A 23,047-nucleotide genomic window follows, 5' to 3' on the forward strand; every position below is an offset into this window, starting at 1 on the left:
GTGGAAGGTGGATTATGAGTTTTTTCAAGCATTGTCTTAAAGTTTTACTGGTGAGTTCCATCGCATTTGCGCCAGCAGGTCAAGCGATTGCAAAATCTCCGTCTAAAAAACACGCTGTTTCTGCCAGCAAGCAGAAAAAATATAGCCCACGTATTTCTTCAGAATACCGTATCAATCCGAATAAAACCAAAGCCATGCGCCCAGCCAAGGTGCACGCACGAAAATCTGCAGTAGATGCAGAAATGTTTGATTCGTTTACAGGCAAATCAAGCAACAGCAATTTGGCGATCGCTTCGACCAAAGCGCTGGTGATGAACCAGAACACTCACGAAATCATTTATTCAAAAAACCTGGACACCCCAACCCCGATTGCTTCTGTCACCAAACTGATGACAGCCATGGTGGTACTGGACGCCAAACTCAACTTGAATGATGAAGTCTCCATTACCGAAATGGATGTGGACTATCTAAAAGGCACTTCTTCACGCCTGCCGGTGGGCACCACCATGACACGTGAAGATTTACTGAACCTGGCATTGATCGCTTCAGAAAACCGCGCCGCCTCCGCTTTGGCCACGCATTACCCGGGTGGCAAACAACGCTTCATCCAGGACATGAATGCCAAAGCCGCCAGCCTGGGCATGATGAACACCCACTTTGAAGATTCTACCGGCCTGAACAGCAACAACGTTTCTACCGCGATGGACCTGGCAAGAATGGTACATGCGGCATACCAATACCCCATGATACGCCAGATCACCACCACTTCTGACTACGACTTGAACGTTCACAGAAGACAACCACTACACTTCCATAACACCAATGCATTGGTCAGGGAAAACACAGGTAGCAGTTGGGAAATCGGCTTATCAAAAACCGGCTACATCAGTGAAGCCGGGCGCTGTTTGGTCATGCAAGCCACCATTGCCGGCGAACCACTGATCCTAGTATTACTGGATTCTGTCGGCAAACTGACTCGTATCGGCGATGCCAAACGCATCAAAAAATGGATGGAACATAATTACAGCACGCTGAGTTCACATAATGATGGTCGCGGTGACATCGTGCTGACAGGTTTATCCATGAGCAAGACATTGGGCGAAGACGCTAACTGATCAGATTGAATGCAATAAAAAGTCCGCGTTATTCGCGGACTTTTTATTGCACCTCGCCAAACCAGGCCTAAGCCTAATTCACTACCTAACTTTAAATCCAAGTAGTTTTAAATCCAGCCTAAGGCTCAGCACCATCAAACTCCGGATCATAACCTTCATTAGCCGCGGCTTTACGCTGATGTTCTTTCCACTGCTTGCGTAGCGCTTCTTTCTTATCAGGCGTCAAGCTCTGGAACTGCTGGTAGCGTTTACGCGCATTTTCACGCTCATAAGGTGTCATGCGGCTCCACTTTACCAGCTGTTTTTGCACACGCTGCTGTTTCTGCGCATCCATCTTTGGATACTCACGGGCGATATCCAGCATTTTTTCGCGCTGCCACGGGCGCAATGTATCCCACTCGGTTTTTAACGGCGCCAGCACCATACGCTGCTGCTCCGTTAATTGCACCCATGTCACATTGGCCGCAGGATCATCCGGTGACAGATCATTTTTGATCGCACCGATATCCGCCATCGCCAGCAACGACGTACTAGAGTAAACATCAGCGGCTAACGCTTGTGCCAAATGCACATTGGCAGCGACACTCAAAGACAATACCACCCAGCTTAATACAAACGAATGATTTCGCATCACTTCTCATTGTTCCAGTAATTTAATACGCATACCCTGAACCTCAGATATGGTCTGAATAGTGCCAGGGCTCAAAGCCATTATCGACAAATGCCTCTATCGGCAAATCTGCGCTCAACAGCATGGCATCATCATTGTGCTGCATAGACACCATCAGCACCCCAACCACCAGGCACACAGACAACGCTGCAGCGCCCATCATGCGTGGATGGCCAAATGACGCCCACGACAAAATATCACCCACTGCGGGTGACGTTCGCTTGGTTTCGGCAAAGCGCCGCAAAGCAGCCTGCCTGGCTTCATTTAAACGGGTTTCAACCTCTGCGGATAATGGTCGGACATCATTTTTCAGTAAATCCACACATTCGCGCAGAGGGGGTGACAAGTCGTCTTCCGGATGACGCTGTTTCCTCATGGCTTTACTCCTCTTTTTTGCAACTTCTGGACGCCTAGACCGGCCTGGCCTAATGACAACGACAAAGCACCGACCGCGCGTGAGCAATGCGTTTTAACGCTTCCCTCCGAACAACCCATCGCGGCCGCAGTTTCGGCAACATCCAATTCTTCCCAATAACGCAATACGAATGCTTCTCGTTGACGTGCTGGTAATTTTTCTAGCGCTTTTCCTATCAAGGTCATGGTTTGCGAGCGCTGTAACTGTTCGGCAGGGTCACTTTCAGTCCCTTCTACATCTATGGTTTCCAGCAGGTCAAACTCTTCGTCGTCCTGCGAACCAAAAGAAGAAAACAAAGAGGTCCATAAATTACGGACCTTTTGCCTGCGCCAGAAATCGCGTGTGGTATTTTGCAAAATACGCTGAAACAGCATCGGGTATTCCGCAATCGGCTTATTGGCATATTTATCCGCCAATTTCAGCATTGCGTCCTGCACTATATCCAGCGCTGCATGGTCATCACGCACGGCATAGGCAGTTTGCCTGAATGCCCGCTTTTCAATCTGACGTAAAAAATCTGATATTTCTTGCGCACTTGCCACTACGGTTCCTAATCCCCGAGATAATCAAAGTTTTCAACTTGACGATCACTATTACTTTGCTGCATTTGTATGTATTTTTGGCAGTCAAAGAAATAGGCATCGTTTATCTCCCTGTTGATCGGAGTATATCAGTTTTAATTTTATTACTGATAGAATAAGGCTTGATGGCTGCAAAACGATGGTTTACCACATGACACTCAAACAAAAATGCGCTTCAACACCTGGCATGCAGTTGCATCGCTTGAACATAGTTACGGCCTCCTGGGAGCGTGAGTGATGGCCTCTGCATTGCCTGCCGATCAGCTTGAAAAAACACCCGATGTACAACATCTCAGGCTATACAGCCTGTATCGCCTTTGCGCTTCCGGCATGTTGCTGGGCAGCCAGTTGTGGCCATATTTAAGGCATACATTTGCCGAACCAGCCTATGTTTTCGCGGCGCTAGTCGTGTTTTTCTTTTATGCGCTGACTGTCAGCGTCGGTTTCAGGCGCCTGCAATCCAAAAGCGGTCTCGCGCTTAAACTGCAAACCAGCCTGGATATCGTTTTTATCGTGGTTATGATGCATTTCCTGCAAAGTAGCCAGAGTGGTATCGGCCTGTTGCTGATCATTAACATCATCTTTGCCGGTTTGATCAGCGATGGCCGCTTTGCCATGTTCTATGCGGCGATTGCCACGATAGGTATATTGCTGGAAAACACGCACCGCATAATGAAGCACAGCCTGCTTGGCAATAGTTACAACGATTACAGCAGTGCAGTGTTGCTCTCGTTAAGTTGTTTTGCCACGGCTTGGCTGGCACAAACGCTGACCACTCGCATGCAGAGCAGCGAAAAACTGGCGACTGAACGTGGCCAGGATATCGAGCAGCTTGCCAGGACCAATGCGCTGATTACGCAAGAAATGCCAAATGGCGTGCTGGTGATAGATCAGCATCAGCGCTTAAAACATTACAACTTTCAGGCATGCAAATTACTGGGGTTGGAAGACAGCCAGTGCCAGGAAGCAGTGCGCTCACAAGCTGCGTTGAGCATGCTCACCCCAGCGATTACCCAACTATTGCTCACCGCGCCCGCGAACAAACTGACGCCGCAGGATGCCACCAAACTCACCATCAATAACCGTGACCTGGGCATCCGTTTCCATGCCATTTCCGAAAACATTAATAATGGGGTGGTGATTTTTATTGAGGACTGGTCACAAATCCAGACGCAAGCGCACCAGGTGAAACTGGCGGCACTGGGCAGGCTGACCGCTAATATTGCCCATGAAATCCGCAATCCGTTAAGTGCGATCAGCCATGCCACACAGTTATTGCAGGAAGACTCCGTGGAGCCGGGAACAGAACGCATGCTACAAATCATTTCAGATAATGTGCAGCGACTGGACCAGATCATTAAAGATGTACTGGAGCTGAACCGTAGGGACCGTACCAATCAGGAACGCTTTAATATCAAAACGTTTATGCAGGAGTTTTACCAGCAATTTTGCGCTGTAGAAAAAATAGAACCACAGAATTTCACGCTCAGCATCCCCGAAAGACACGGCACCATCGTGTTTGATCGCCGACATATCAACCAGATACTCTGGAATCTATGTAAAAATGGTTGGCGGCATAGCAAGCAACAGGCGCGCAGCCTGCAACTCAAAGTATCTGGAGATAAAAGCGGCCAGTTCATCCACGTGCTGATCAAAGATGATGGCAGCGGCATAGACCCGAAAATCCAGCCGCATTTGTTTGAGCCGTTTATGACAACCGAAAAAACCGGTACCGGCCTGGGTTTGTTTATCGCACGCGAGCTGGCCGAAGCCAATGGCGCAAAACTGGATTATTCGAGCACGGCCAGCGGCACACAATTTTCACTGACAATTAAGAAGGTAATCGTTTAATGGCAAACTCCTATCGCTGTCTGGTGGTCGACGACGAGACAGATATCCGTGAATTAGTCGTCCTGACACTGGAACGCATGGGCATACAGGCAGAGAGCGCCAGCAATGTCACGGACGCCAAACATATGCTGCACTCTTTCAGTTATGACTTGTGCCTGACCGATATGCGCCTGCCGGACGGCTTAGGGCTGGAACTGGTGCAACATATCAATGCACAATTCCCTGGTTTGCCAGTCGCTGTCATTACCGCCTACGGCAGTGCCGAAAATGCAGTTTCAGCGTTAAAAGCCGGAGCATTTGATTACATTACCAAACCGATCTCCTTGAAACAATTGCGGCCACTGGTGGAATCTGCCCTGAAACTCGCCTCACAAAAAGAATCGCATGGGGCCAATACCGTCGATTTGATAGGCGCCTCCCCGGCCATGAGTTATGTACGCACCATGATCGCCAAGCTGGCACGCAGCCAGGCACCTGTCTATATCAGTGGCGAATCCGGTAGTGGTAAAGAGCTGGCCGCCAGGCTGATCCACCAGAACAGTTCACGCAAGGACCAGGCTTTTATTGCCGTCAACTGCGGCGCCATTCCCGAGAACCTGATGGAGAGTGAATTTTTCGGCTACAAAAAAGGCTCATTCACTGGCGCTATCCAGGACACGCAAGGTTTATTTCAGGCTGCCAATGGCGGCACCTTGTTTCTGGACGAAGTCGCCGATTTACCACTGGCCATGCAAGTGAAATTATTGCGCGCCATCCAGGAAAAGAAAGTCCGCGTGGTTGGCAGCACCGTGGAAGAAACAGTCGATGTGCGTATTATTTCAGCTACCCACAAAAACCTGAATGCCATGATGGAAAAAGGCGAATTCAGGCAAGACTTGTATTACCGCCTGAACGTGATTCAACTCAAAATGCCTTCTCTGCGCGAACGGCCGGAAGATATCCCGGAACTGACCGAGCGCTTGCTGGGCAAACTCTGCCAGAACCAAAGTATCAGCAAGCCCGGCATTGCGCCCGAAGCCAAAGTCTATATCCAGCAATTACAGTTTCATGGCAATGTGCGTGAACTGGAAAACATGCTGGAACGCGCGCTGGCATTGTGTGATGGCCTGAACATCGCGATAGAAGACTTATCCCTGGAGGATATGCCTGCGGCGCCAATGAGCGACAGACAGGTGATGCCATGGAACACATCTGCCATAGAAGACCGCGTGGACACACCTGCCAGCAATGCCTTGCATAGCGAAGTGATCGCCCCACTGGAAAGGGCGACAGGCACGGCTGGCAATACCATGTTGCCTATGGATGTCAGCTTGTCTGATTATCTGGAAGATATCGAGAAACGCACCATCTTGCAGGCGCTGGAGAAAACCAATAACAACAAAACCGCTGCCGCTAAACTGCTAGGCATCAGTTTCCGTACATTACGCTACCGCTTATCAAAACTTGGCCTGTCAAAAGAACAGGATATAGAAGATAGCGACGGCGAAGAGGAATAAGGTTTAAAAGAGTTGAAACACAGGGTGGGAAGAAGATATAACGGTTTCAATGACCGTTTTACCTTCTTCTTGAAAGATGGCTAGTTAAATGACTAACTCAGCACAATAGCCAGATACAAAAGATAGAACAGGCCATTGACCAGCAGGTGCCATACCAGTAAACCACCCTTGGCTACGCGGTAGCGCATCCAAACCGCAGCCAGCAGGGTGATCAAAATCCCCAGCGCCACCTCTGTTCTTGGCGCCCAGTCTGTCAGCATGATGCCGATGGCCGGCAACAATGTGCCCTGGAACACCATGGCACCGGTGATATTGCCAAACGCCAGCGTATCCTTGCCTTTGCGTATCCATAAAATGCTGTTTACTTTTTCTGGCAGCTCGGTGGCAATCGGGATAATCAGCAATGACAACAGTAATGCTGATACGCCCAGGATCGCGGCGGCCGTTTCAACCTCATTGATAAAGCCTTTGGCGCCTGCGATCAGCAAACCAAGCCCGATCAGCAATTGCAGCACGATGGTGAAGATATTGGTTGGCAAGCCAAGCTTGGCCAGCATCATGACATCTTCGGCCTCGGTGGCATGCCCTTCTTCAACCAACCCACGTGATGCCTTGATGGTCATCAGCACATAGACAAAATAGATCAGCACCATCACTATGCTGATGGCATAGCGCACCATGGCTTCGGTGTGCGGCACAAACATGGCGATCGTGGCGAAGATAAATGCCAGGATAAAGAAATTCAGATCACGCACCAGCCCGGTACGCTCGGGGCGGATATGCCCGGCGCTGCCACGTCGCTTCCAGACCGACAAGGCCATCAAACTGATGGAAAGTGTGGCCAGCATCAAGGGCGCACCCAGAATCGCACCCACGCCAATATCATGACCGGCATGGCTATCGCCAGTGGATGAGGTATAAGAGAAAATGGCCAGTAAAGGCACCAGCGTTTCAGGCAACGCCGTGCCCACTGCCGCAAAAATAGACCCGGTCACGCCTTCTGAAATGCCCAGTCGCTCACCCAGGTGCTCCAGCGCATTGGTAAACACTTCCGCTGCGATCAGTATCACCACCAACATTAAGAATAACTGTAAGAAAACCATGACTCGTTCCTGTCTGGCGGCAATCAGTTTTCCATGCGGCCTCCGCCAAAGCGGCATGGAATGACAAACGTGTGGTTGCGGGCGGAATCATAACGCAATTCGCCCAAATTCACCTACAATGTTGGCATGTCGCCACCGCTTTCCACCACGATTACAATTGACGATCAAGGTATGGCCAGCCCCTGCCAGGTCATACAGTCACCGAATACCGACCCTCGCCCGGCGAATACTGATATTGACATGATTGTCATCCATAACATCAGCCTGCCGCCCAACCAGTTTGGCGGCCCTGGCATCGTCCAGTTATTTACCAACCAGCTAGATGCCACTGAGCACCCTTATTATGCAGAGATTGCGCATTTAAAAGTCTCTTCGCATTTCCTGATCCGCCGCGATGGAGAGCTGATCCAGTTCGTCAGTTGCAACCAGCGCGCCTGGCACGCCGGTGTGTCTGCCTGGCAGGGCCGGGAACGCTGCAATGATTTCTCGATAGGCATTGAGCTAGAAGGTAGTGATGATTGCGCTTTTAATGACGCGCAGTATCTCGCTTTACAAGCGCTGATTACCGCCCTGCAACACCGCTATCCAATCAAACATATCGTCGGTCATTCGCAGATCGCGCCAGGAAGAAAAACAGACCCCGGCCCCTTTTTTGATTGGCAACGAGTTAAATAATCCTCATCACCGGCATTTCCAAGACCACCTACGCTTAAACCTCAGGATCCGTCGCTCGTGGCTGCGGCGTGGTATCCATACTGACCGCAATCACACCAGTCATCACCAGCACAGTGCCAACCCCTTGTACCCATGACAACTGCTCATCCAGAAAGATATAAGCCAGCACAATGGTAGACACCGGGCCAATGGCGCTGATCAGCGATGCCTTACGGCTGCCCAATTGATGAATACCCAGATTCATCAGCATGGTGGGCAATACCGTGGCTATCACTGCCATTAACAATGCCAACACATACACCTCTTGCGGGAAAACGGTGAGTGTCGAAAAAGAGGCATCAACACCAAAATGACATGCACTCACGAGCGTCGTCAAACTCATGACAATGGCTGTAAACCTTGTCGCACCAAGCTTGGGAATTAACTGCCCGCTACCTAATAGATAAGCGGCAAAAATAATGGCACTGAGTAATATCAGCCATGCGCCATACAGGGTATCGCTTGAATGCAATGTGGCAAATTCAACATCGTGCCAGACAACCAGGATGACACCGGCATAACTGGTGATCATGGCAAGCCATTCACGCCGCGTGATATGGTGCTTAAAAAAGACTGCACTCATGACAACCACCAAGGTTGGATAGAGAAACAGAATCACTCTTTCCAGTCCGGCCGACACATAATGCAGCCCTTCAAAATTCAGCCACATTGAGCCATAACCGCCAACCGTCGTCAGAATCACCAGAAAAATCCAATCTTTGGCTGTCATCGTCACCGGTGATTTCTGGCGCATGGCCCACCAACCCAGGCCAATAAAGAATGGGAGTGCGAATGCCATGCGCAAGGCAATCAGGCTAGATGTATCTATGTGATACACATAGGCGAGCTTGGCCATGATCGCTTTTGAAGAAGCGAAAATAGACGATAACAGCACCAGCATGGCGCCATAATAAGGATGGGTAGCGTGTTTCATTTCAGCCCTGAATGTCATGGGCTCAACGGGAAGGCAATGCAAGATCAACCGCGGAGAGCCCGCGGTTGCAAAAGTTTAAGACAAGCAGCAACCGCGACAGGATGTGGCGACCAGCCACAATGCCTTTCGGGTCATCGTCACAACAGGAAGTTGGGAAAAGTGCTTGTGCATAAGGTTGCGGAATTTACGCGGATTTGAGGGGATGGTCAAGCGGGCAGTATTTGCATCGGTGGCTTCAATGCGTGATTTACTGGCAGGGAAGAACATATCGGCTTCATTTTGAAGCCATTTAGAGCCTTATGTAAGGTACTGTTTCGCCACTAGGCGACCCTCTTTCTTATGCTTGTCCATAAGAAAGAAGGCAAAGAACAAGACACCCTAGCTTCCGCTTGTTCCCTGCGTTGCTCGTCACCGTGGGCGTCCAGCGAAACTCGCCCTAGCGGCTTGCACAAGACGCAAGCCACCGCGGAGCTCAAACAGGCGCTGGCCGAACACTCCCACGCTGACTGCGCTACTCAGCGCGTCAGATAGGGGCCCGTGAAAAACACTACGCAGTTAGTTAAGTGAGGGTTCTCACATCGCGTCCCGTACAACCATTGAATAAAACAAACAAGAGAACCTCACAAAACAATTGAATTGGTTTGTGAGGTTCTCTTGTTTTAGAAATTAAAGAAGTCCCTTAGCGCCCTGAGTGCTATACGTTTAACCAACATCTCATCGTGGTGGTTTTAACCGGGCCCCTATCTGACGCGCCGAGTAGCGCAGGCAAAATAAGAAACAAGGGAGCGACTGTCCGAATCCCGCGGTGGCCTGCGTAGTGTGCAGGCCGCTAGGATGAGTTTCGCGACCGCTTATTTTGACGAGCAACGCAGGAATCAAGCGGAAGCTAGGGTGCCCTTTCTTTTGGTGACTTGTTCTTTGGGCAAGCAAAGAACAAGTCACTCGCCTACAGGCGAAAAGGAATGGTGTAATAAAGCAGAAAAATCGATTGATCAGCCAACCAAAGAAATAACGATTAGAACATCACAAAAGGTGCAGCATTCACTCTTTATTGTATCCAGGTGATGCATGAACTCCGCCTGGATTCTGGCCTTCGCCAGAATGACGACTGATTGCAGGGAGAATAAATCATAAGTCAGCCGTCTCACAGGTGCAAAGCATGCTCTGTAAACCCCTCACCAGCAAAACGAACAGAGGAGACGCGCTTAGAAGTAACGTACAGATCACTAAGCATCGAAAAGCCTAAAAGACAGGCATTACAACCAACAATCAATCACAACGCCTTCTGCAAAACAATCAACTGCATATTCTCAACCTGCGCCTGCCACATATCCGGCTGGTGCGGAAACGGCACCGTTTTCCCCGTTGCATGGTATCCCAACCGCTGGTAAAACGCGATCAACTCCTCACGCAGGCTGATCACCATCATTTCCGCGTGTTTCGCCTCCCACTGTGCCTTCGCCAGTTTTTCTGCTGCGAGTATCATGGTTTTTCCATAACCACGATTCTGCAATAAGGGCGAAACGGCAATCATGCCCAAATGCACTGTGTCTGCAGGCTCAGGATGCCGCTCCAGGCAAATACAGGCAGCCACTACACCGCCGGCTTCTTCGCCGAGTAAGATACACGCTTCTTCGCTTTCAATCAGCGCCTGTATGGTGCGTTCACTGGTGCGCACGCCGGTTAATAAATCCGCTTCTGTGGTCCAGCCTGCACGGCTGGTCTCGCCGCGATAGGCTGCATTCACCAATGCGCAAATGACGGGAGTATCTGATACCTGAGCAATGCGTTGTTCTAACATGGGATGAATTCTAGCTTGAAGATCTGGTTTCCGTCACGTGTTGTACCACCAGGCTACCTATCATGTCGCCTTCGACGTTGACTGCGGTTCTGACTGTATCCAGCAAGCGGTCGATTGGCAGTAATATCGCAATCGCTTCTGCCGGCAAGCCCACGCTCTGCAGCACCATCACCATGGTGACCATGCCGGCGCTGGGGATGCCAGGCGCGCCCATGGCGGCAATCATGGTGGTAAAGCACACCACCAGTTGCTGACCCAGGGATAGATCTATCCCTGCCAGTTGCGCTACAAAAAGCGCGGCAGAGGCTTCATACAAGGCGGTGCCATCCATATTCACAGTCGCCCCTAAGGGAACGACAAACCCGGCGATTTCAGGTTTCACTTGCATGTTCTGCGTGGTGCAGCGCATGGTGACCGGCATGGTCGCATTGCTTGAACTGGTGGCAAATGCTGTCAACAAAGCTTCGCGCGCATTGCGCAAAAACCATAATGGTCGCTTGCGGGTGAGTAGATATAACAAGGCTGGCAACACCACCAGCCCATGCAGCAAGGTGGTGCCCATGACTAACAGGATGAATTTGGTCAGCGTCGCAAACAGACTCACGTCTTGCGTGGCGACCAGTCTAAACAGCAACGCCGCAATGCCAAAAGGGGCCAGCCGCATAATCCAGTTGATCATCTGCATGCAAACCGTCATGCCTTCTTCAAACAGACCCAATAATTGCGGATAACGGTCTGAAGCCATCACCAGCGCAATCCCCAGCACCAATGCAAATGCCACAATCGCGATGATATTGCCATCGGCCAGCGCCTTGAACGGATTCATGAAAATGCCATGCAAAAACTGGGTAAAGAATTCGGGCAAGGTGAGTTGTTTGGATTCAAACTGCTGCATGGCATCGGCAAACATATCCAGATGCAAGCCAGCTCCAGGCTGCACAATATGTGTGGCACTCAGGCCAATCACAATCGCAATGATGGTGGTTGTCGCAAAAAACAGTAAGGTGGTTTTCCAGACCGTATTCATCTGGCTATGTTGGCGCAGGTTGGCGATGCCAGTCACGATGGCGCAGAATACTAGCGGGATCATGACCATTTTGAGTAGATCGATAAAGAGCGTACCGACCAGATTGGCTGCATAAAGGCTCCACTGCGCTGTTTCTGAATCAGCGGGCAAGCCATGCAATGCCCAACCGCCAGCTACGCCCAGGAGCGCAGCGATGAGTATTTGCAGATTCAGAGTGAGTTTCATCATGTCTATAGTTTTATAACCGTATAGGGCTCAAGAATAACCCAAAAGCCTGACATTGACCTATACGCACAGCACTTATGATGCTTAATGGAAAGTATATCGGTCAACATACTTTCTGGCATTGCGGCAAATACAAAAAACGAGCGCCCATGACTGGGCAACTAAACAGGCGTGATGAAGTACTCGATATTGCGCTGGAGCTAACGGGCAAACAATGCGGAGATGCCATCAGAATTGGAGTATCCGCCGAGAGTTGGATTCGTCCAAGTGCTAGCTACCAACTTGGACGAAAGGTTTTGGTTCAAGCGCTGTGAAGCGGGTGATAAGACTGGATATATTGCTAGCTAATGTTACCAATCAGGCACTGGTTTTTTCAGCATCTTTTACTGGGCTTGCTTTTTCAAACACTGCGGCAAAGAATCCGTCTGTTCCATGCAAATGCGGCAGCTGTTTTAAATACTCGCCAGTATCCAGTTCAATATTCTGCTGCGCCAACACTTCGCTCGCCGGGATCAATTTAAAGTCTGGATGCGCTTGCAGAAACGCTTCGGCAATCGCTTCGTTTTCATCACGCAACAGGCTGCAAGTCGCATAGATGACCCTGCCACCGGCTTTGCACAACTTGGCTGCACGCGCCAGGATGTTAGTCTGTTTTACATTTAACTCGGCAACATCCTGTTCGGTCTGGCGCCATTTCAAATCCGGGTTGCGGCGTAAGGTGCCCAAGCCGCTACAGGGCGCATCTACCAGCACACGGTCAAACTTGCCGTTCAGGCGTTTGAGTTTTAAGTCATTTTCGTTGTTGATCAACTGCGCTTGCAGGTTGGATAAACCGCTACGTTTCAGGCGATGACCTAAATTATTCAAGCGTTTTTCTGAGACATCGAACGCATATAAACGGCCGGTGTTTTTCATCAATGCCCCCAACGCGAGTGTTTTACCACCAGCACCGGCACATAAATCAGCCACCATCTGGCCACGCTTGGGCGCTACTAAATAACTCAGTAACTGGCTGCCTTCGTCCTGCACTTCAATTTTGCCTTCGGTAAACAAAATATGTTTGCCTATGTTCAGGCGTGCGCCCATGCGGATGCCGACTGGCGAATACGGCGTGGTGATGATCACGTTATCTTTCACAGTGTTTTCGGCCAACATGCGTGCCATTACTTCTTCGCGCGTCGCCTTGATGGTATTCACGCGCAGATCGAGGCTGGCTTGTTCAAACATGCTGCGGCAGATGGTCATGGCTTCAGTTTCGCCATATTGCGCCACCAGCTTATCCCAGAACCAGTCGCGCACATCAGCCAGAATGGCGGGCGCAAAACCTTCGCTGGTTTTGCTTTTAATTTGCACTGCCCATTCTTTTTGGCGCTCGTCTAGCATCTCGTCAAGGTCGCGTATGCTTTTGCCTTCGATCTTGATCAGATAAGCCAGGATCAGTTTACGGGTATCTTCCTGCTCGTCCGCTTCTGTGATGCTGATTTCGCGCAAATAACGGTAGCGGCGTAATACTCCATAAGCGGTTTCGGCGATCCAGGCGCGCTCTTTGGTGCCTAGCTCCCTATGCTGGCGAAAGAACTCGCTGAGTTTGCCATCGGCCGGACTCTCGAATTGCAGCATGTCGTTTAATAAAGCCGCCGTTTGGCGCATAAGGGTGGAGTTCATGAATGTCTTTCAAATATGTTGCGTCTTGCGTTATTCAGTGATCAAACGCGTGGCGACTTGCTCAATCACCATGCCGTTTTTTTCCTGTTTTCTGATCTTGACTGGCACATAGCGATAATCGCTGGCCAGCCACAATTCTATTTTCTCGTCCGTCTCGCCACGGGTATGGGCAATGTGTACGGTCTGGATAGTCTGGTCGGCAATCACCATGGTATCCTCGCCTTCAAATTCGTATTGGTAAGTGCTCAGGCGCCGCCCGTTGGTAAGGGCGATGTGCATTTCCTGCAATGGCGGCACAAACATAAACTGGTACATAAAACTCAGGATGTCTTGCGTGTTGTTTGGCAGGTCAGTCCGTTGCTCGCCCTTAGCTGTTTTCAAGGTAATCAAGTTGGTTTCCCAATCTAAATTAGCCTCGTATATTTTGTCTTTCTTGTTGCCAAACGCATATCGGTAAAAATGCGGCTTTAATCCATGCGGGCCAATGTCACCCTGGCTTTGTTGCTCCAGCGTCGGGTAGAGCAACTTTAGCAGTCCACGCCCTTCAACCACCCAGCGCAGCGCATACTGCCCGGATGGCTGTTGCACATAATCGATTTTCGCACTACCCGCAGGCTGTTTTTCGCCATTCACGTAGACCGCAAACTCAGTACTGACGCGCTGATAGGGCTGGGGCGATGCGGCTTCTGGCTCGGCAACCGCGTTGTCAGTCTCATGCCAGGCGGCGATTTCTGCCTGGCGGGCTTCTTCAGCTTTCTCTGCGCCCTCTTCACTCGTGGCTACTGGCGGTGACACATCCGGTGCTTCAGTGACTGGCGGCGGCGAATGCGTCACCGGGGCAGATGGCTCAGGTTTGACGCCAGGCACTTTTTGTTGCCTGACTGGTTTGCCGGGCGCTTTCAATACCGGCTTGCCAGACGCAGCTTCTAACTGCGCGTTTAATAAGGTGGGTGGCGGTTCATCTTCTACAAACCAACTGCGCCAGGCGACTTCTTTCAGTACAAACACATGCACCAGCAAGGAGATGAACAGCGCCAACCCTAATGACCAGGAAACGTGTTGCCGTATCCACTTGTACAGGCCTTGTATGTTAATCACGTGTTTTCCCGATGTGGAGAATACCCGTTACTGACCAGTGATACTGGTGATCACTTGCTCCATGCGTTTGCCGTCGTCCATGACTACCAGCTTCACCGGAAGATACCCTTTGTCTTTGGCGAGATACAGCGTTTTCTCACCGTCGCTATCTGCCAGTTTGATCACATTAAACGTACCCGCTTCCGTTTGTAACGGCGTACTTTCTTCAGTGACCACAAAGGTATGCGGTGCAAGTTTTTTACCGTTAGTCACCGCTAGTTTTACCTGTTTGCCTTTGGGTGGTTGCCACATCCAGCAATACATCACACTCAACAGGTCTTGCGTGCCTTTAGCCAGCTTCTCGCTTTGTTGCTCGCCTTTCACCTGCATTTTCAGTACTTTTTTTCCCCAGTCAAAGTCATTGATCAAAGCTTTGTCTGCATGCTTGGATTGACGGGATTCAAAGTGCGCAGGACGTAAAGCATTCTCAGCCACATCGCCTTGACTTGAAAGTGTGCGCTCACCCATCAACTTGTAAATCCCTTTGCCTTCGGCCAGTGAATCAATCTGGTATTTATTGCCAGTCACTGTCAGTTGGTCTTTCACGCTGGCGATAGGCACACCCTGTTGCAGCAAATCATATTTCAAGATGAGCTGCTTGGGTGCTGCCGACAATCCGGTGGCAGCCAGTAACAGGGCTACCGCCAGACCATGGACGACCATACGATGAAAGGAAAATGGATGCATTACACCACCACAGTCGGCGCTTCACCGGCTTGTTGCGCACGGATCTGGCCAATGCGGTAAACGGTTTCGCCAGCAGAGGCCAATACACTCTCGGCCTGCTCCGCATGTTCGGCGGCCACAATAATCGCCATACCGATACCGCAGTTAAAGGTGCGGTACATTTCCTGCGGCGCGATATTGCCTTGTGCTTGCAACCATTGGAACAACGGTGGCAATGTCCAGCTGGATTTTTGTACTTCGGCAGTCAGGCCTGCCGGCAATACACGCGGAATATTCTCGGTGATGCCGCCGCCGGTAATATGTGCCATGCCTTTTACTGGCAGTGTTTCCAGCAGTTTGAGTACGGACTTCACATATAACTTGGTTGGTGCCATCACCACATCTTTAAATTTACGGCCATGGAAGTCAGATTCCATATCGATGCCTGAAGTTTCAATCAGCTTGCGGATCAATGAATAACCATTGGAATGCGCGCCACTGGAGGCCAGCCCCAGCACCACATCGCCCGCCTGGATGGTCGTGCCATCAATGATATTGGCTTTATCCACACAGCCGACCGCAAAACCGGCCAGGTCATATTCACCGGCTGGGTACATGCCAGGCATCTCAGCGGTTTCACCGCCCACCAGCGCACAGCCGGATTCTTCACAGCCTTGTGCAATACCCTTGATCACAGCAGCCGCAGTGCCTACTTCAAGTTTGCCACAGGCAAAATAATCCAGGAAAAACAGCGGCTCGGCGCCTTGCACCAGGATATCGTTCACGCTCATGGCGACCAGGTCAATGCCTACGGTATCGTGCTTGTTGAGCTGGAAAGCCAGTTTGAGCTTGGTGCCTACGCCATCGGTGCCCGAAACCAGCACGGGTTCCTTGAATTTTTTCGGCATGGCGAACAATGAACCAAAACCGCCAATGCCGCCCATGACCTCAGGACGCATGGTGCGTTTTGCAAATGGCTTGATCTGTTCGACCAGCGCATCACCAGCTTCCATATCTACACCGGCGTCGCGATAGGTGACAGAAGTTTTATCAGAAGAAGTCGTCAAAGTGCTCTCGTTTCTTTCTATGCTATGAATATTTAATTCAATATAAATTCATGGATATTGCAACAAAGCGCGTGACATCCACGAAATTCAGTATAATTTTAGGAATAACCATTATTTTAACGCATCTTGCCAGTTCGACCTATGCCGGATTGAAGGGATACATTACAGGCGCCCATGTCAGATCACGAGTATCAAAAGTCCAGTGTGACTCAGTTTGTCAGCGACAATCGCTGGTGGATCGTGGCAGCGCTTTTCATCTACCTGTTTTACTTGCTGGAGCCTGTGCTAACGCCTTTTCTGGCAGCCATGGTCATTGCTTACATGCTGGATCCGCTGGTAGACCGGCTGAGTGAAGCCGGATACCGCCACTGGAAAATCGGCCGCACTCTGGCGACGTTGTTAGTGATGGCTGGCGTGATCCTGGCGCTGATAGGTTTGATGTTGATCATCATCCCGCTACTGCAACAACAATCCATGCTCATCGTGCAACGCTTGCCCGCCCTGGTGGATCATTTTCACCAGCAGGTGGAGCCCTGGTTGCAACAGCGTTTTGGCATCCGTTTCAATGTAAACCCTGCCTATATACAAAAACTGGTGACTGAGCACTGGCAAACAGCGAGCAGCTTTGTTGGCAGCGTATTACTGAGTGCAGGTCAAAAAGGCCTGAACCTGATAGGCATGCTCGCCAACATTCTCTTGTTACCCGTGGTGCTGTTTTATTTTTTGCGCGACTGGGACGATATGATGACCGAAATCGGTGAATTGATTCCACGTGACCTGATAGGCCGTGTTAAAAAAATCGCCAAAGATATCGACAGTGTCGTCGCCGAATTCCTGCGCGGGCAGCTATCCGTCATGCTGTCACTGTGTGTGTTTTATAGTGTGGGTTTATGGCTGGTGGGCCTGGATATGGCACTCTCTATCGGCATGATCGCCGGTTTGCTTAGCTTTGTACCTTATCTTGGTTTTGCCCTGGCATTTATTTTAGCCATCATGCTGGCTTTATTACAATTTGCATCATTGCCAGAAGTGGTGCCAGTGTTGCTGGTGTTTGGTGTCGGCCAGTTTGTGGAAAGTTTTTTCCTGACGCCTATCCTTGTAGGTGACCGTATTGGCCTGCATCCTGTATTGGTGATTTTAGCCTTGATGGCAGGCGGGCAGCTATTTGGGTTTACCGGCGTGTTGCTGGCCTTGCCGGTCAGCGCTGCCATTGCCGTAGGTTTGCGTTATGTGAAAAAAAGTTATATGCGTAGCGAGACCTACTTGCACAGCCAGACATCAGTGATCCAACTAACGGATGACTGATCCCCAAACAAACTAAAGTCTTTGCTGTGAAACAATTACTGCTTAATATCCAGCCACCTGCTGCACCAGGGTTTGACAATTTCATCATCGGTCAAAACGACGAAGCCTTGAACAGCTTGAAGACTGTCCTGGCAGGGCAGGCGCCCACACAATTCATGTTTTTGTGGGGTGCGCCAGGCAGTGGCAAAACCCATCTGCTACTGGCAGCCCAAGCCATGGGCGCGCATATTGCCGACGATGTACACACCCTGGATGCAGAGTCGCAAATCATCCTGTTTGATACCTTTAACCATATTAAAGCCGAAGGCGGTGTGCTGGTCACTGCCGGCAATCATGCACCCACCCAAATGGGATTACGCGATGATCTGGCTACCCGCCTGGCCTGGGGCCTGGTCTACCAACTGCAGCCGCTGAGTGACAGCGAAAAAGCCGATGCCTTACGCGCCCATGCGCAAGACCGTGGCATGAAGCTGCCCGATGAAGTGATCGCTTACTGCCTGAAATATTTACGCCGCGATTTACCTACGCTGGTTTCGGTGCTGGATGCACTGGATGAATGGTCGCTCATCACCAAGAAGCCGGTCACTGTGCCACTGCTGAAAAAAATGCTGCAACTGGAGCTGGCAAACTGATCTGAATCAACCCTTATTCGCCATCAAAGCTGAACGAGTTTTTTCCATTTTTCTTGGATACATACATCGCCTTATCCGCTGCGTGTAATAGTTGTTTCACCTGCTTGCCGTGCCGCGGATATTCGGCAATGCCGATACTGACACCGATATTCAGCGCCATGGTCCTGACGATCACGGGCCGTGAAAATAACTTGATGAGGCGTTGCGCCAATTGCACCAGCTCCATACGGTGCAAATAACTACCCACCACCAGCACAAATTCATCGCCGCCTTGCCGGGCCAGGAAATCCGTTTGCCTGAGTACTTTTTGAAACATTTCAGCCACTTCTACCAACAGGGCATCGCCAATTTCATGACCATATTCATCATTGATCTGTTTGAAACCATCCAGGTCCATAAAGAAGATAGCGAATGGTTTTGAGACATGCTTGGCTCGCTGATACACCGTTTCCAGATGCTCATCTACACTGCGCCGGTTGGGTAATCCGGTGAGCAAATCATGATCGACCTCATGGCTCAACTGCTCTGTCACAGCCTGGGTTTTCAGCACCTCATCTAGCAAGTCAGTGGTACTGCGATATGAAAATAGCAGCACGCCAATAATCAGCATGCATAACAAAATGGCGCCGATGACAGCCTCAACCACACGCTGCCTGATCTCCTGCTCATAGCCGCCCCTGAGATGTTCCAGCTTGCCATCCATCTCGCCTAAACGGTCGTTGATCAGTTTCATCAACTCACGGCCCTTATCTTTGCTTAAGGTCAGATGTGAGGCGTAAGAGCCGGCACGCATTTGTACCTGGATACTTTTATCGATGGCATCGAATTTTTGATGGATTAACTGTTTGACCCTTTCCAGCTCCGGACGAATTTCGCCTACCTTGGCTGCTCGTTTTTCCAGGCTGGCAAGTACTCTGTGCGTATCTGCCCGTCCCTGTTCCATGGTGTCGAGAAATAGCGTATGCCCGGTGAGTAAATAACCGCGCTGGCCGCTTTCAGCATTGGTGATGGCTTTACCCAGGGCGGCGACATCATAACGCTGGCGGTCTACCGAGTCTTTTTGCTCCGAAAAAGACACAAGCTGATACATGGCGATAAACAGCCATATCATTGATCCGCACAAAATGGTTGCGGCAATGATTAACGGAATAAGTACTCGTCGCCTGTAATTAAACATACACTGTATAACGACCAACTCCGATACTAATTAAATAGAACCGATGTGAAAATCTACCATAGGTTAAGGCCGAATGTAATAAAATACGCTTTTGATAGATAACCACTATCCGCGAGCCCGCTATGCTACGAATCACAGAAATCAAACTCCCCCTTATAGAAGCCGAGTCGCTGATCCATCAGGATGACCAGATCAAGGCGGCCCTGCTTAAACGCCTTGAAATCCCGGAAGTTGACCTGATACGGTTTGAGATTTTCAAACGCGGCGTAGATGCGCGTAAAACCCATGCGATCTTGTTTGTGTATAACATTGATGTCGAAGTCAGGAACGAAGCGAAAATCCTTGCCCGCTTTAAAAAAGACCCGCATATCAAACCGGCGCCGGACACCAGTTATAAATTTGTCGCCACCAATACAGAGGATTTAAATCACAGGCCCATCGTGGTCGGCTTTGGCCCGGCAGGCATCTTTGCGGCATTGATACTGGCGCAAGCCGGGTTTAAACCTATCGTACTTGAGCGCGGTAAAGAAGTCCGCCAGCGCACACAGGATACCTGGGGCTTGTGGCGTAAACGTAAACTGGACCCGGAATCCAACGTACAGTTTGGTGAAGGCGGCGCAGGTACCTTCTCTGACGGCAAACTTTACAGCCAGATCAAAGACCCGAAACACTACGGTCGTAAGGTGCTACAGGAGTTTGTCAAAGCCGGGGCGCCCGAAGAAATCTTATACGTCAGCCATCCGCACATAGGCACCTTCAAACTGGTCAGCATGGTAGAAGAAATGCGTAGCACCATTACCAGCCTGGGCGGTGAAATCCGCTTTGGCCACCGTGTCACCGAGATCGATATCCAGGACCAACAAGTACAAGGCGTGACCTTGCAAACAGGCGAATACCTGCCTACCCGCCACCTGGTGCTGGCAGTAGGCCACAGTGCGCGTGATACCTTCGAGATGGTGTACAACAAAGGCATTTATGTCGAAGCGAAACCGTTTTCGATAGGCTTCCGTATCGAGCATCCGCAGAGCCTGGTTGACCGTGCGCGTTACGGCAAAAGCTATAGCGATGACATTCTGCAAAAGCTGGGCGCAGCCGATTACAAACTGGTGCATCACGCGCAAAATGGCCGCAGTGTGTACAGTTTTTGCATGTGCCCGGGCGGCACGGTGGTGGCGGCGACCTCCGAACCTAACCGCGTGGTCACCAATGGCATGAGCCAGTACAGCCGCAACGAGCGCAACGCCAATGCGGGCATCGTGGTCGGCATTACGCCTGAGGTGGATTACCCGGACCACCCATTGGCTGGCATTGAATTACAACGTCAGCTGGAAAGCCATGCCTTTGTGCTGGGCGGCAGCGATTACTCGGCACCAGGTCAACTGATAGGCGATTTTTTAGCTAATCGCCCTTCGACTGAGTTTGGTGAAGTCACGCCTTCTTACACGCCTGGCTTGCATTTAACCAACCTAGCGTCTGCCTTGCCAGAATTTGCGATTAACGCTATCCGCGAAGCGATTCCGGCGTTTGCTAAACAGATCCCTAATTTTGATTTAGCCGATGGCATTTTAACCGGCGTGGAAACCCGCACCTCCAGCCCGATACGCATCAAGCGTGATGATGATACTTTGCAAAGCATCAATACCAAGGGTTTATTCCCTTGCGGCGAAGGCGCCGGCTATGCGGGCGGCATTCTGTCAGCCGCTGTTGATGGTATTAAAGTGGCGGAAGCGGTTTCATTGTCACTGATCAAGCAATAGTGGATACCCGGATATAAAAAAACCTGCCGAGGCAGGTTTTTTTATTGCTACAACATCTTACTGACGGATCAGGTAATCAAACGCACCCAGTGCAGCATTCGACCCTTCGCCCATGGCAATCACGATCTGCTTGTAAGGGATAGTGGTCACATCCCCCGCGGCAAATACGCCAGGCAGCGAAGTCGCATTATGGTTGTTGATTTCAATTTCACCATATTTGCTCAGGTCTACCGTGCCTTTCAGCCAATCCGTGTTCGGCACCAGGCCAATCTGGATAAATACACCTTCCAGCGCCACATGCTTGCTTTCACCACTCACGCGGTCGGTATAAGTCAGGCCATTGACACGTGTGCCGTCACCGGTGATTTCACTGGTTTGTGCACTGGTTAAAATCGTGACGTTTTGCAGCGTGCGTAATTTACGTTGCAAAACGGCATCGGCTTTCAGCTCGGTATCAAATTGCAGCAATGTGACATGCCCAACCACACCGGCCAGGTCAATCGCCGCTTCGACGCCTGAGTTACCACCACCGACCACCGCCACGTGCTTGCCTTTGAACAACGGGCCATCACAGTGCGGGCAGTAGGCCACACCTTTGTTTTTGTACTCGGCTTCACCAGGCACATTCAGGTTTTTCCAGCGTGCGCCGGTTGCCAAGATCACTGACTTGCTGCGCAAAATAGCACCACTCTCGAGTTTCACTTCTATCAGGCCGCCGTGTTTATGGCCGGCTTGTTTCGGCTCACTCAACCCTACCGCACGTTGCAGAGGCATAATATCGACGTCATACGTTTTCACATGCTCTTCCAGCGCTGCCACCAGTTTTGGCCCTTCCGTTTCTTTGACAGAAATAAAGTTTTCAATCGCCAGTGTGTCATTGACCTGGCCACCAAAACGGTCCGCGACAATCCCAGTGCGTATGCCTTTACGTGCTGCATAAATCGCAGCTGAAGCACCGGCCGGGCCACCGCCAACCACCAGCACATCAAATGACTCTTTGGCGTTGAGTTTTTCAGCTTCTTTCGCTACCGCACCGGTATCAACTTTAGCCAGGAACTCTTCCACCAGCATACGGCCAGAAGCAAACATCTCGCCATTGAGGAAAGTCGCAGGCACGGCCATGACGTTACGTTCATTGACTTCGTCCTGATACAGGCCACCATCAATCACCGTCACATTGATGCGCGGGTTGAATACCGTCATCAGCGTAGTCGCTTGCACCACGTCAGGGCAGTTATGGCAAGAAAGGCTCATATAGACTTCAAAATTCAAGTCGCTATCCAGCGCCTTGATCTGGTCGAGCACATCCTGCTCCACTTTTGGTGGATGACCGCCAGTCCATAGCAAAGCCAGTACTAGTGAAGTAAATTCATGGCCGAGTGGAATCGCCGCAAAGCGTACACCATGCGTTTCACCTTCTTTGGCAATCACGAATGAAGGTTTACGTGCATCATCGCCGGTTTCATCCAGGCTGACTTTGTCTGACAACGCGGCGATCTCTTGCAGCAATTCGCGCATTTTTGCAGCATTGTCACTGTTATCCAGGGATGCGATCAGACGGATAGGCTGACGCAGCATACCGAGGTAGGTTTGCAGTTGTGTCTTAAGGGTATCGTCTAACATTTTTTATTCTCCAAAATGACAACTTGTCTGTATTTTGCGGCGACAAGAAGCCGTGGCCATTTGCATGGCGATCAAAAGTTGGTTGG

20 protein-coding genes are annotated in these 23,047 nt (G+C 50.6%); 7 read left to right on the top strand and 13 right to left on the bottom strand.

The genetic code is table 11. The features are described from left to right. Positions 1-50: 50 nt before the first annotated feature. A complete protein-coding gene (gene pbpG, locus ACSSVF_RS03045; protein WP_492405400.1) occupies positions 51-1,115 on the top strand; it encodes a D-alanyl-D-alanine endopeptidase in 1,065 nt (354 codons plus the stop codon). 118 nt (positions 1,116-1,233) lie between these two features. On the opposite strand, the gene ACSSVF_RS03050 is transcribed toward pbpG, so the two are convergent. The 3 genes from ACSSVF_RS03050 to ACSSVF_RS03060 all read right to left on the bottom strand — a co-directional run bounded on the left by ACSSVF_RS03050 (position 1,234) and on the right by ACSSVF_RS03060 (position 2,742). Further along, complete coding sequence (locus ACSSVF_RS03050; protein WP_492406295.1) at positions 1,234-1,629, bottom strand: DUF3106 domain-containing protein; 396 nt, start codon at positions 1,627-1,629, stop codon at positions 1,234-1,236. A 160-nt stretch (positions 1,630-1,789) separates the two neighbouring features. Next, on the bottom strand, positions 1,790-2,161 hold the full coding sequence (locus ACSSVF_RS03055) for a DUF3619 family protein (protein WP_492405402.1): 372 nt from the start codon (positions 2,159-2,161) through the stop codon (positions 1,790-1,792). Continuing rightward, a complete protein-coding gene (locus ACSSVF_RS03060) occupies positions 2,158-2,742 on the bottom strand; it encodes an RNA polymerase sigma factor (RefSeq protein ID WP_492405404.1) in 585 nt (194 codons plus the stop codon). Before ACSSVF_RS03060 ends, ACSSVF_RS03055 begins: the two co-directional genes overlap by 4 nt. Positions 2,743-3,018: 276 nt before the next feature. On the opposite strand from ACSSVF_RS03060, the gene ACSSVF_RS03065 reads away from it, so the two are divergent. Next, positions 3,019-4,632 carry a two-component system sensor histidine kinase NtrB gene (locus tag ACSSVF_RS03065; protein WP_492405406.1) on the top strand — a complete coding sequence of 538 codons (1,614 nt, stop codon included), beginning with the start codon at positions 3,019-3,021 and terminating at the stop codon, positions 4,630-4,632. Beyond that, positions 4,632-6,128 (top strand): sigma-54-dependent transcriptional regulator, encoded by a 1,497-nt coding sequence (locus ACSSVF_RS03070; RefSeq protein ID WP_492405408.1) that lies wholly within the window; start codon positions 4,632-4,634, stop codon positions 6,126-6,128. The genes ACSSVF_RS03065 and ACSSVF_RS03070 overlap by 1 nt, the downstream gene beginning before the upstream one ends. Before the next feature lie 92 nt (positions 6,129-6,220). Here ACSSVF_RS03070 and ACSSVF_RS03075 read toward each other — a convergent pair whose 3' ends face one another. Next, positions 6,221-7,231, bottom strand: coding sequence for a sodium:calcium antiporter (locus ACSSVF_RS03075; RefSeq protein WP_492405409.1), 1,011 nt, complete (start codon positions 7,229-7,231; stop codon positions 6,221-6,223). 126 nt (positions 7,232-7,357) lie between these two features. On the opposite strand from ACSSVF_RS03075, the gene ampD reads away from it, so the two are divergent. Then, positions 7,358-7,906 carry a 1,6-anhydro-N-acetylmuramyl-L-alanine amidase AmpD gene (ampD, locus tag ACSSVF_RS03080; protein WP_492405411.1) on the top strand — a complete coding sequence of 183 codons (549 nt, stop codon included), beginning with the start codon at positions 7,358-7,360 and terminating at the stop codon, positions 7,904-7,906. A gap of 34 nt (positions 7,907-7,940) precedes the next feature. On the opposite strand, the gene ACSSVF_RS03085 is transcribed toward ampD, so the two are convergent. The 7 genes from ACSSVF_RS03085 to purM form a co-directional block, all read right to left on the bottom strand. After that, a complete protein-coding gene (locus ACSSVF_RS03085) occupies positions 7,941-8,879 on the bottom strand; it encodes a DMT family transporter (RefSeq protein ID WP_492405413.1) in 939 nt (312 codons plus the stop codon). Between the two features lie 1,273 nt (positions 8,880-10,152). After that, positions 10,153-10,680 carry a GNAT family N-acetyltransferase gene (locus ACSSVF_RS03090; protein ID WP_492405415.1) on the bottom strand — a complete coding sequence of 176 codons (528 nt, stop codon included), beginning with the start codon at positions 10,678-10,680 and terminating at the stop codon, positions 10,153-10,155. A 10-nt stretch (positions 10,681-10,690) separates the two neighbouring features. Next, entirely contained in the window at positions 10,691-11,932 is a 1,242-nt protein-coding gene (locus tag ACSSVF_RS03095) for a dicarboxylate/amino acid:cation symporter (protein ID WP_492406296.1), read from the bottom strand. Positions 11,933-12,289: 357 nt separating this feature from the next. Next, entirely contained in the window at positions 12,290-13,597 is a 1,308-nt protein-coding gene (locus tag ACSSVF_RS03100; RefSeq protein WP_492405416.1) for an RsmB/NOP family class I SAM-dependent RNA methyltransferase, read from the bottom strand. Between the two features lie 30 nt (positions 13,598-13,627). Next, entirely contained in the window at positions 13,628-14,695 is a 1,068-nt protein-coding gene (locus ACSSVF_RS03105; RefSeq protein ID WP_492405418.1) for a DUF3108 domain-containing protein, read from the bottom strand. 27 nt (positions 14,696-14,722) lie between these two features. Beyond that, positions 14,723-15,421: a DUF3108 domain-containing protein gene (locus ACSSVF_RS03110; protein WP_492405420.1), complete on the bottom strand. Its 699-nt coding sequence runs from the start codon at positions 15,419-15,421 to the stop codon at positions 14,723-14,725. Continuing rightward, complete coding sequence (gene purM, locus ACSSVF_RS03115; protein ID WP_492406297.1) at positions 15,421-16,413, bottom strand: phosphoribosylformylglycinamidine cyclo-ligase; 993 nt, start codon at positions 16,411-16,413, stop codon at positions 15,421-15,423. Before purM ends, ACSSVF_RS03110 begins: the two co-directional genes overlap by 1 nt. A gap of 228 nt (positions 16,414-16,641) precedes the next feature. On the opposite strand from purM, the gene ACSSVF_RS03120 reads away from it, so the two are divergent. Continuing rightward, positions 16,642-17,772, top strand: a complete 1,131-nt coding sequence (locus tag ACSSVF_RS03120) for an AI-2E family transporter (RefSeq protein WP_492405422.1) — start codon at positions 16,642-16,644, stop codon at positions 17,770-17,772. Between the two features lie 26 nt (positions 17,773-17,798). Next, positions 17,799-18,404: an HdaA/DnaA family protein gene (locus tag ACSSVF_RS03125; RefSeq protein WP_492405424.1), complete on the top strand. Its 606-nt coding sequence runs from the start codon at positions 17,799-17,801 to the stop codon at positions 18,402-18,404. A gap of 13 nt (positions 18,405-18,417) precedes the next feature. Here the strand turns inward: ACSSVF_RS03125 and ACSSVF_RS03130 are convergent, their stop codons facing one another. Then, complete coding sequence (locus tag ACSSVF_RS03130) at positions 18,418-19,515, bottom strand: diguanylate cyclase domain-containing protein (protein ID WP_492405426.1); 1,098 nt, start codon at positions 19,513-19,515, stop codon at positions 18,418-18,420. A 188-nt stretch (positions 19,516-19,703) separates the two neighbouring features. Between ACSSVF_RS03130 and ACSSVF_RS03135 the strand changes: the two genes are divergently transcribed. After that, positions 19,704-21,338, top strand: a complete 1,635-nt coding sequence (locus tag ACSSVF_RS03135) for an NAD(P)/FAD-dependent oxidoreductase (RefSeq protein ID WP_492405427.1) — start codon at positions 19,704-19,706, stop codon at positions 21,336-21,338. Positions 21,339-21,395: 57 nt separating this feature from the next. Here ACSSVF_RS03135 and ahpF read toward each other — a convergent pair whose 3' ends face one another. Further along, positions 21,396-22,961, bottom strand: coding sequence for an alkyl hydroperoxide reductase subunit F (gene ahpF, locus ACSSVF_RS03140; RefSeq protein WP_492405429.1), 1,566 nt, complete (start codon positions 22,959-22,961; stop codon positions 21,396-21,398). Positions 22,962-23,047 lie beyond the last annotated feature (86 nt).

The sequence above is a fragment of the Methylophilus sp. E2MeOHC9 genome (genome assembly GCF_058744375.1).

Excerpts from the sequence above, each read along its gene's own strand:
- ACSSVF_RS03050 (WP_492406295.1), bottom strand. The coding sequence starts at position 1,629 with ATGGCGGATATCGGTGCGATCAAAAATGATCTGTCACCGGATGATCCT.
- ACSSVF_RS03055 (WP_492405402.1), bottom strand. The coding sequence starts at position 2,161 with ATGAGGAAACAGCGTCATCCGGAAGACGACTTGTCACCCCCTCTGCGC.
- ACSSVF_RS03065 (WP_492405406.1), top strand. The coding sequence starts at position 3,019 with ATGGCCTCTGCATTGCCTGCCGATCAGCTTGAAAAAACACCCGATGTA.
- ACSSVF_RS03070 (WP_492405408.1), top strand. The coding sequence starts at position 4,632 with ATGGCAAACTCCTATCGCTGTCTGGTGGTCGACGACGAGACAGATATC.
- ACSSVF_RS03075 (WP_492405409.1), bottom strand. The coding sequence starts at position 7,231 with ATGGTTTTCTTACAGTTATTCTTAATGTTGGTGGTGATACTGATCGCA.
- ampD (WP_492405411.1), top strand. The coding sequence starts at position 7,358 with ATGTCGCCACCGCTTTCCACCACGATTACAATTGACGATCAAGGTATG.
- ACSSVF_RS03085 (WP_492405413.1), bottom strand. The coding sequence starts at position 8,879 with ATGAAACACGCTACCCATCCTTATTATGGCGCCATGCTGGTGCTGTTA.
- ACSSVF_RS03090 (WP_492405415.1), bottom strand. The coding sequence starts at position 10,680 with ATGTTAGAACAACGCATTGCTCAGGTATCAGATACTCCCGTCATTTGC.
- ACSSVF_RS03095 (WP_492406296.1), bottom strand. The coding sequence starts at position 11,932 with ATGAAACTCACTCTGAATCTGCAAATACTCATCGCTGCGCTCCTGGGC.
- ACSSVF_RS03100 (WP_492405416.1), bottom strand. The coding sequence starts at position 13,597 with ATGAACTCCACCCTTATGCGCCAAACGGCGGCTTTATTAAACGACATG.
- ACSSVF_RS03110 (WP_492405420.1), bottom strand. The coding sequence starts at position 15,421 with ATGCATCCATTTTCCTTTCATCGTATGGTCGTCCATGGTCTGGCGGTA.
- purM (WP_492406297.1), bottom strand. The coding sequence starts at position 16,413 with ATGGAAGCTGGTGATGCGCTGGTCGAACAGATCAAGCCATTTGCAAAA.
- ACSSVF_RS03120 (WP_492405422.1), top strand. The coding sequence starts at position 16,642 with ATGTCAGATCACGAGTATCAAAAGTCCAGTGTGACTCAGTTTGTCAGC.
- ACSSVF_RS03130 (WP_492405426.1), bottom strand. The coding sequence starts at position 19,515 with ATGATATGGCTGTTTATCGCCATGTATCAGCTTGTGTCTTTTTCGGAG.
- ACSSVF_RS03135 (WP_492405427.1), top strand. The coding sequence starts at position 19,704 with ATGCTACGAATCACAGAAATCAAACTCCCCCTTATAGAAGCCGAGTCG.
- ahpF (WP_492405429.1), bottom strand. The coding sequence starts at position 22,961 with ATGTTAGACGATACCCTTAAGACACAACTGCAAACCTACCTCGGTATG.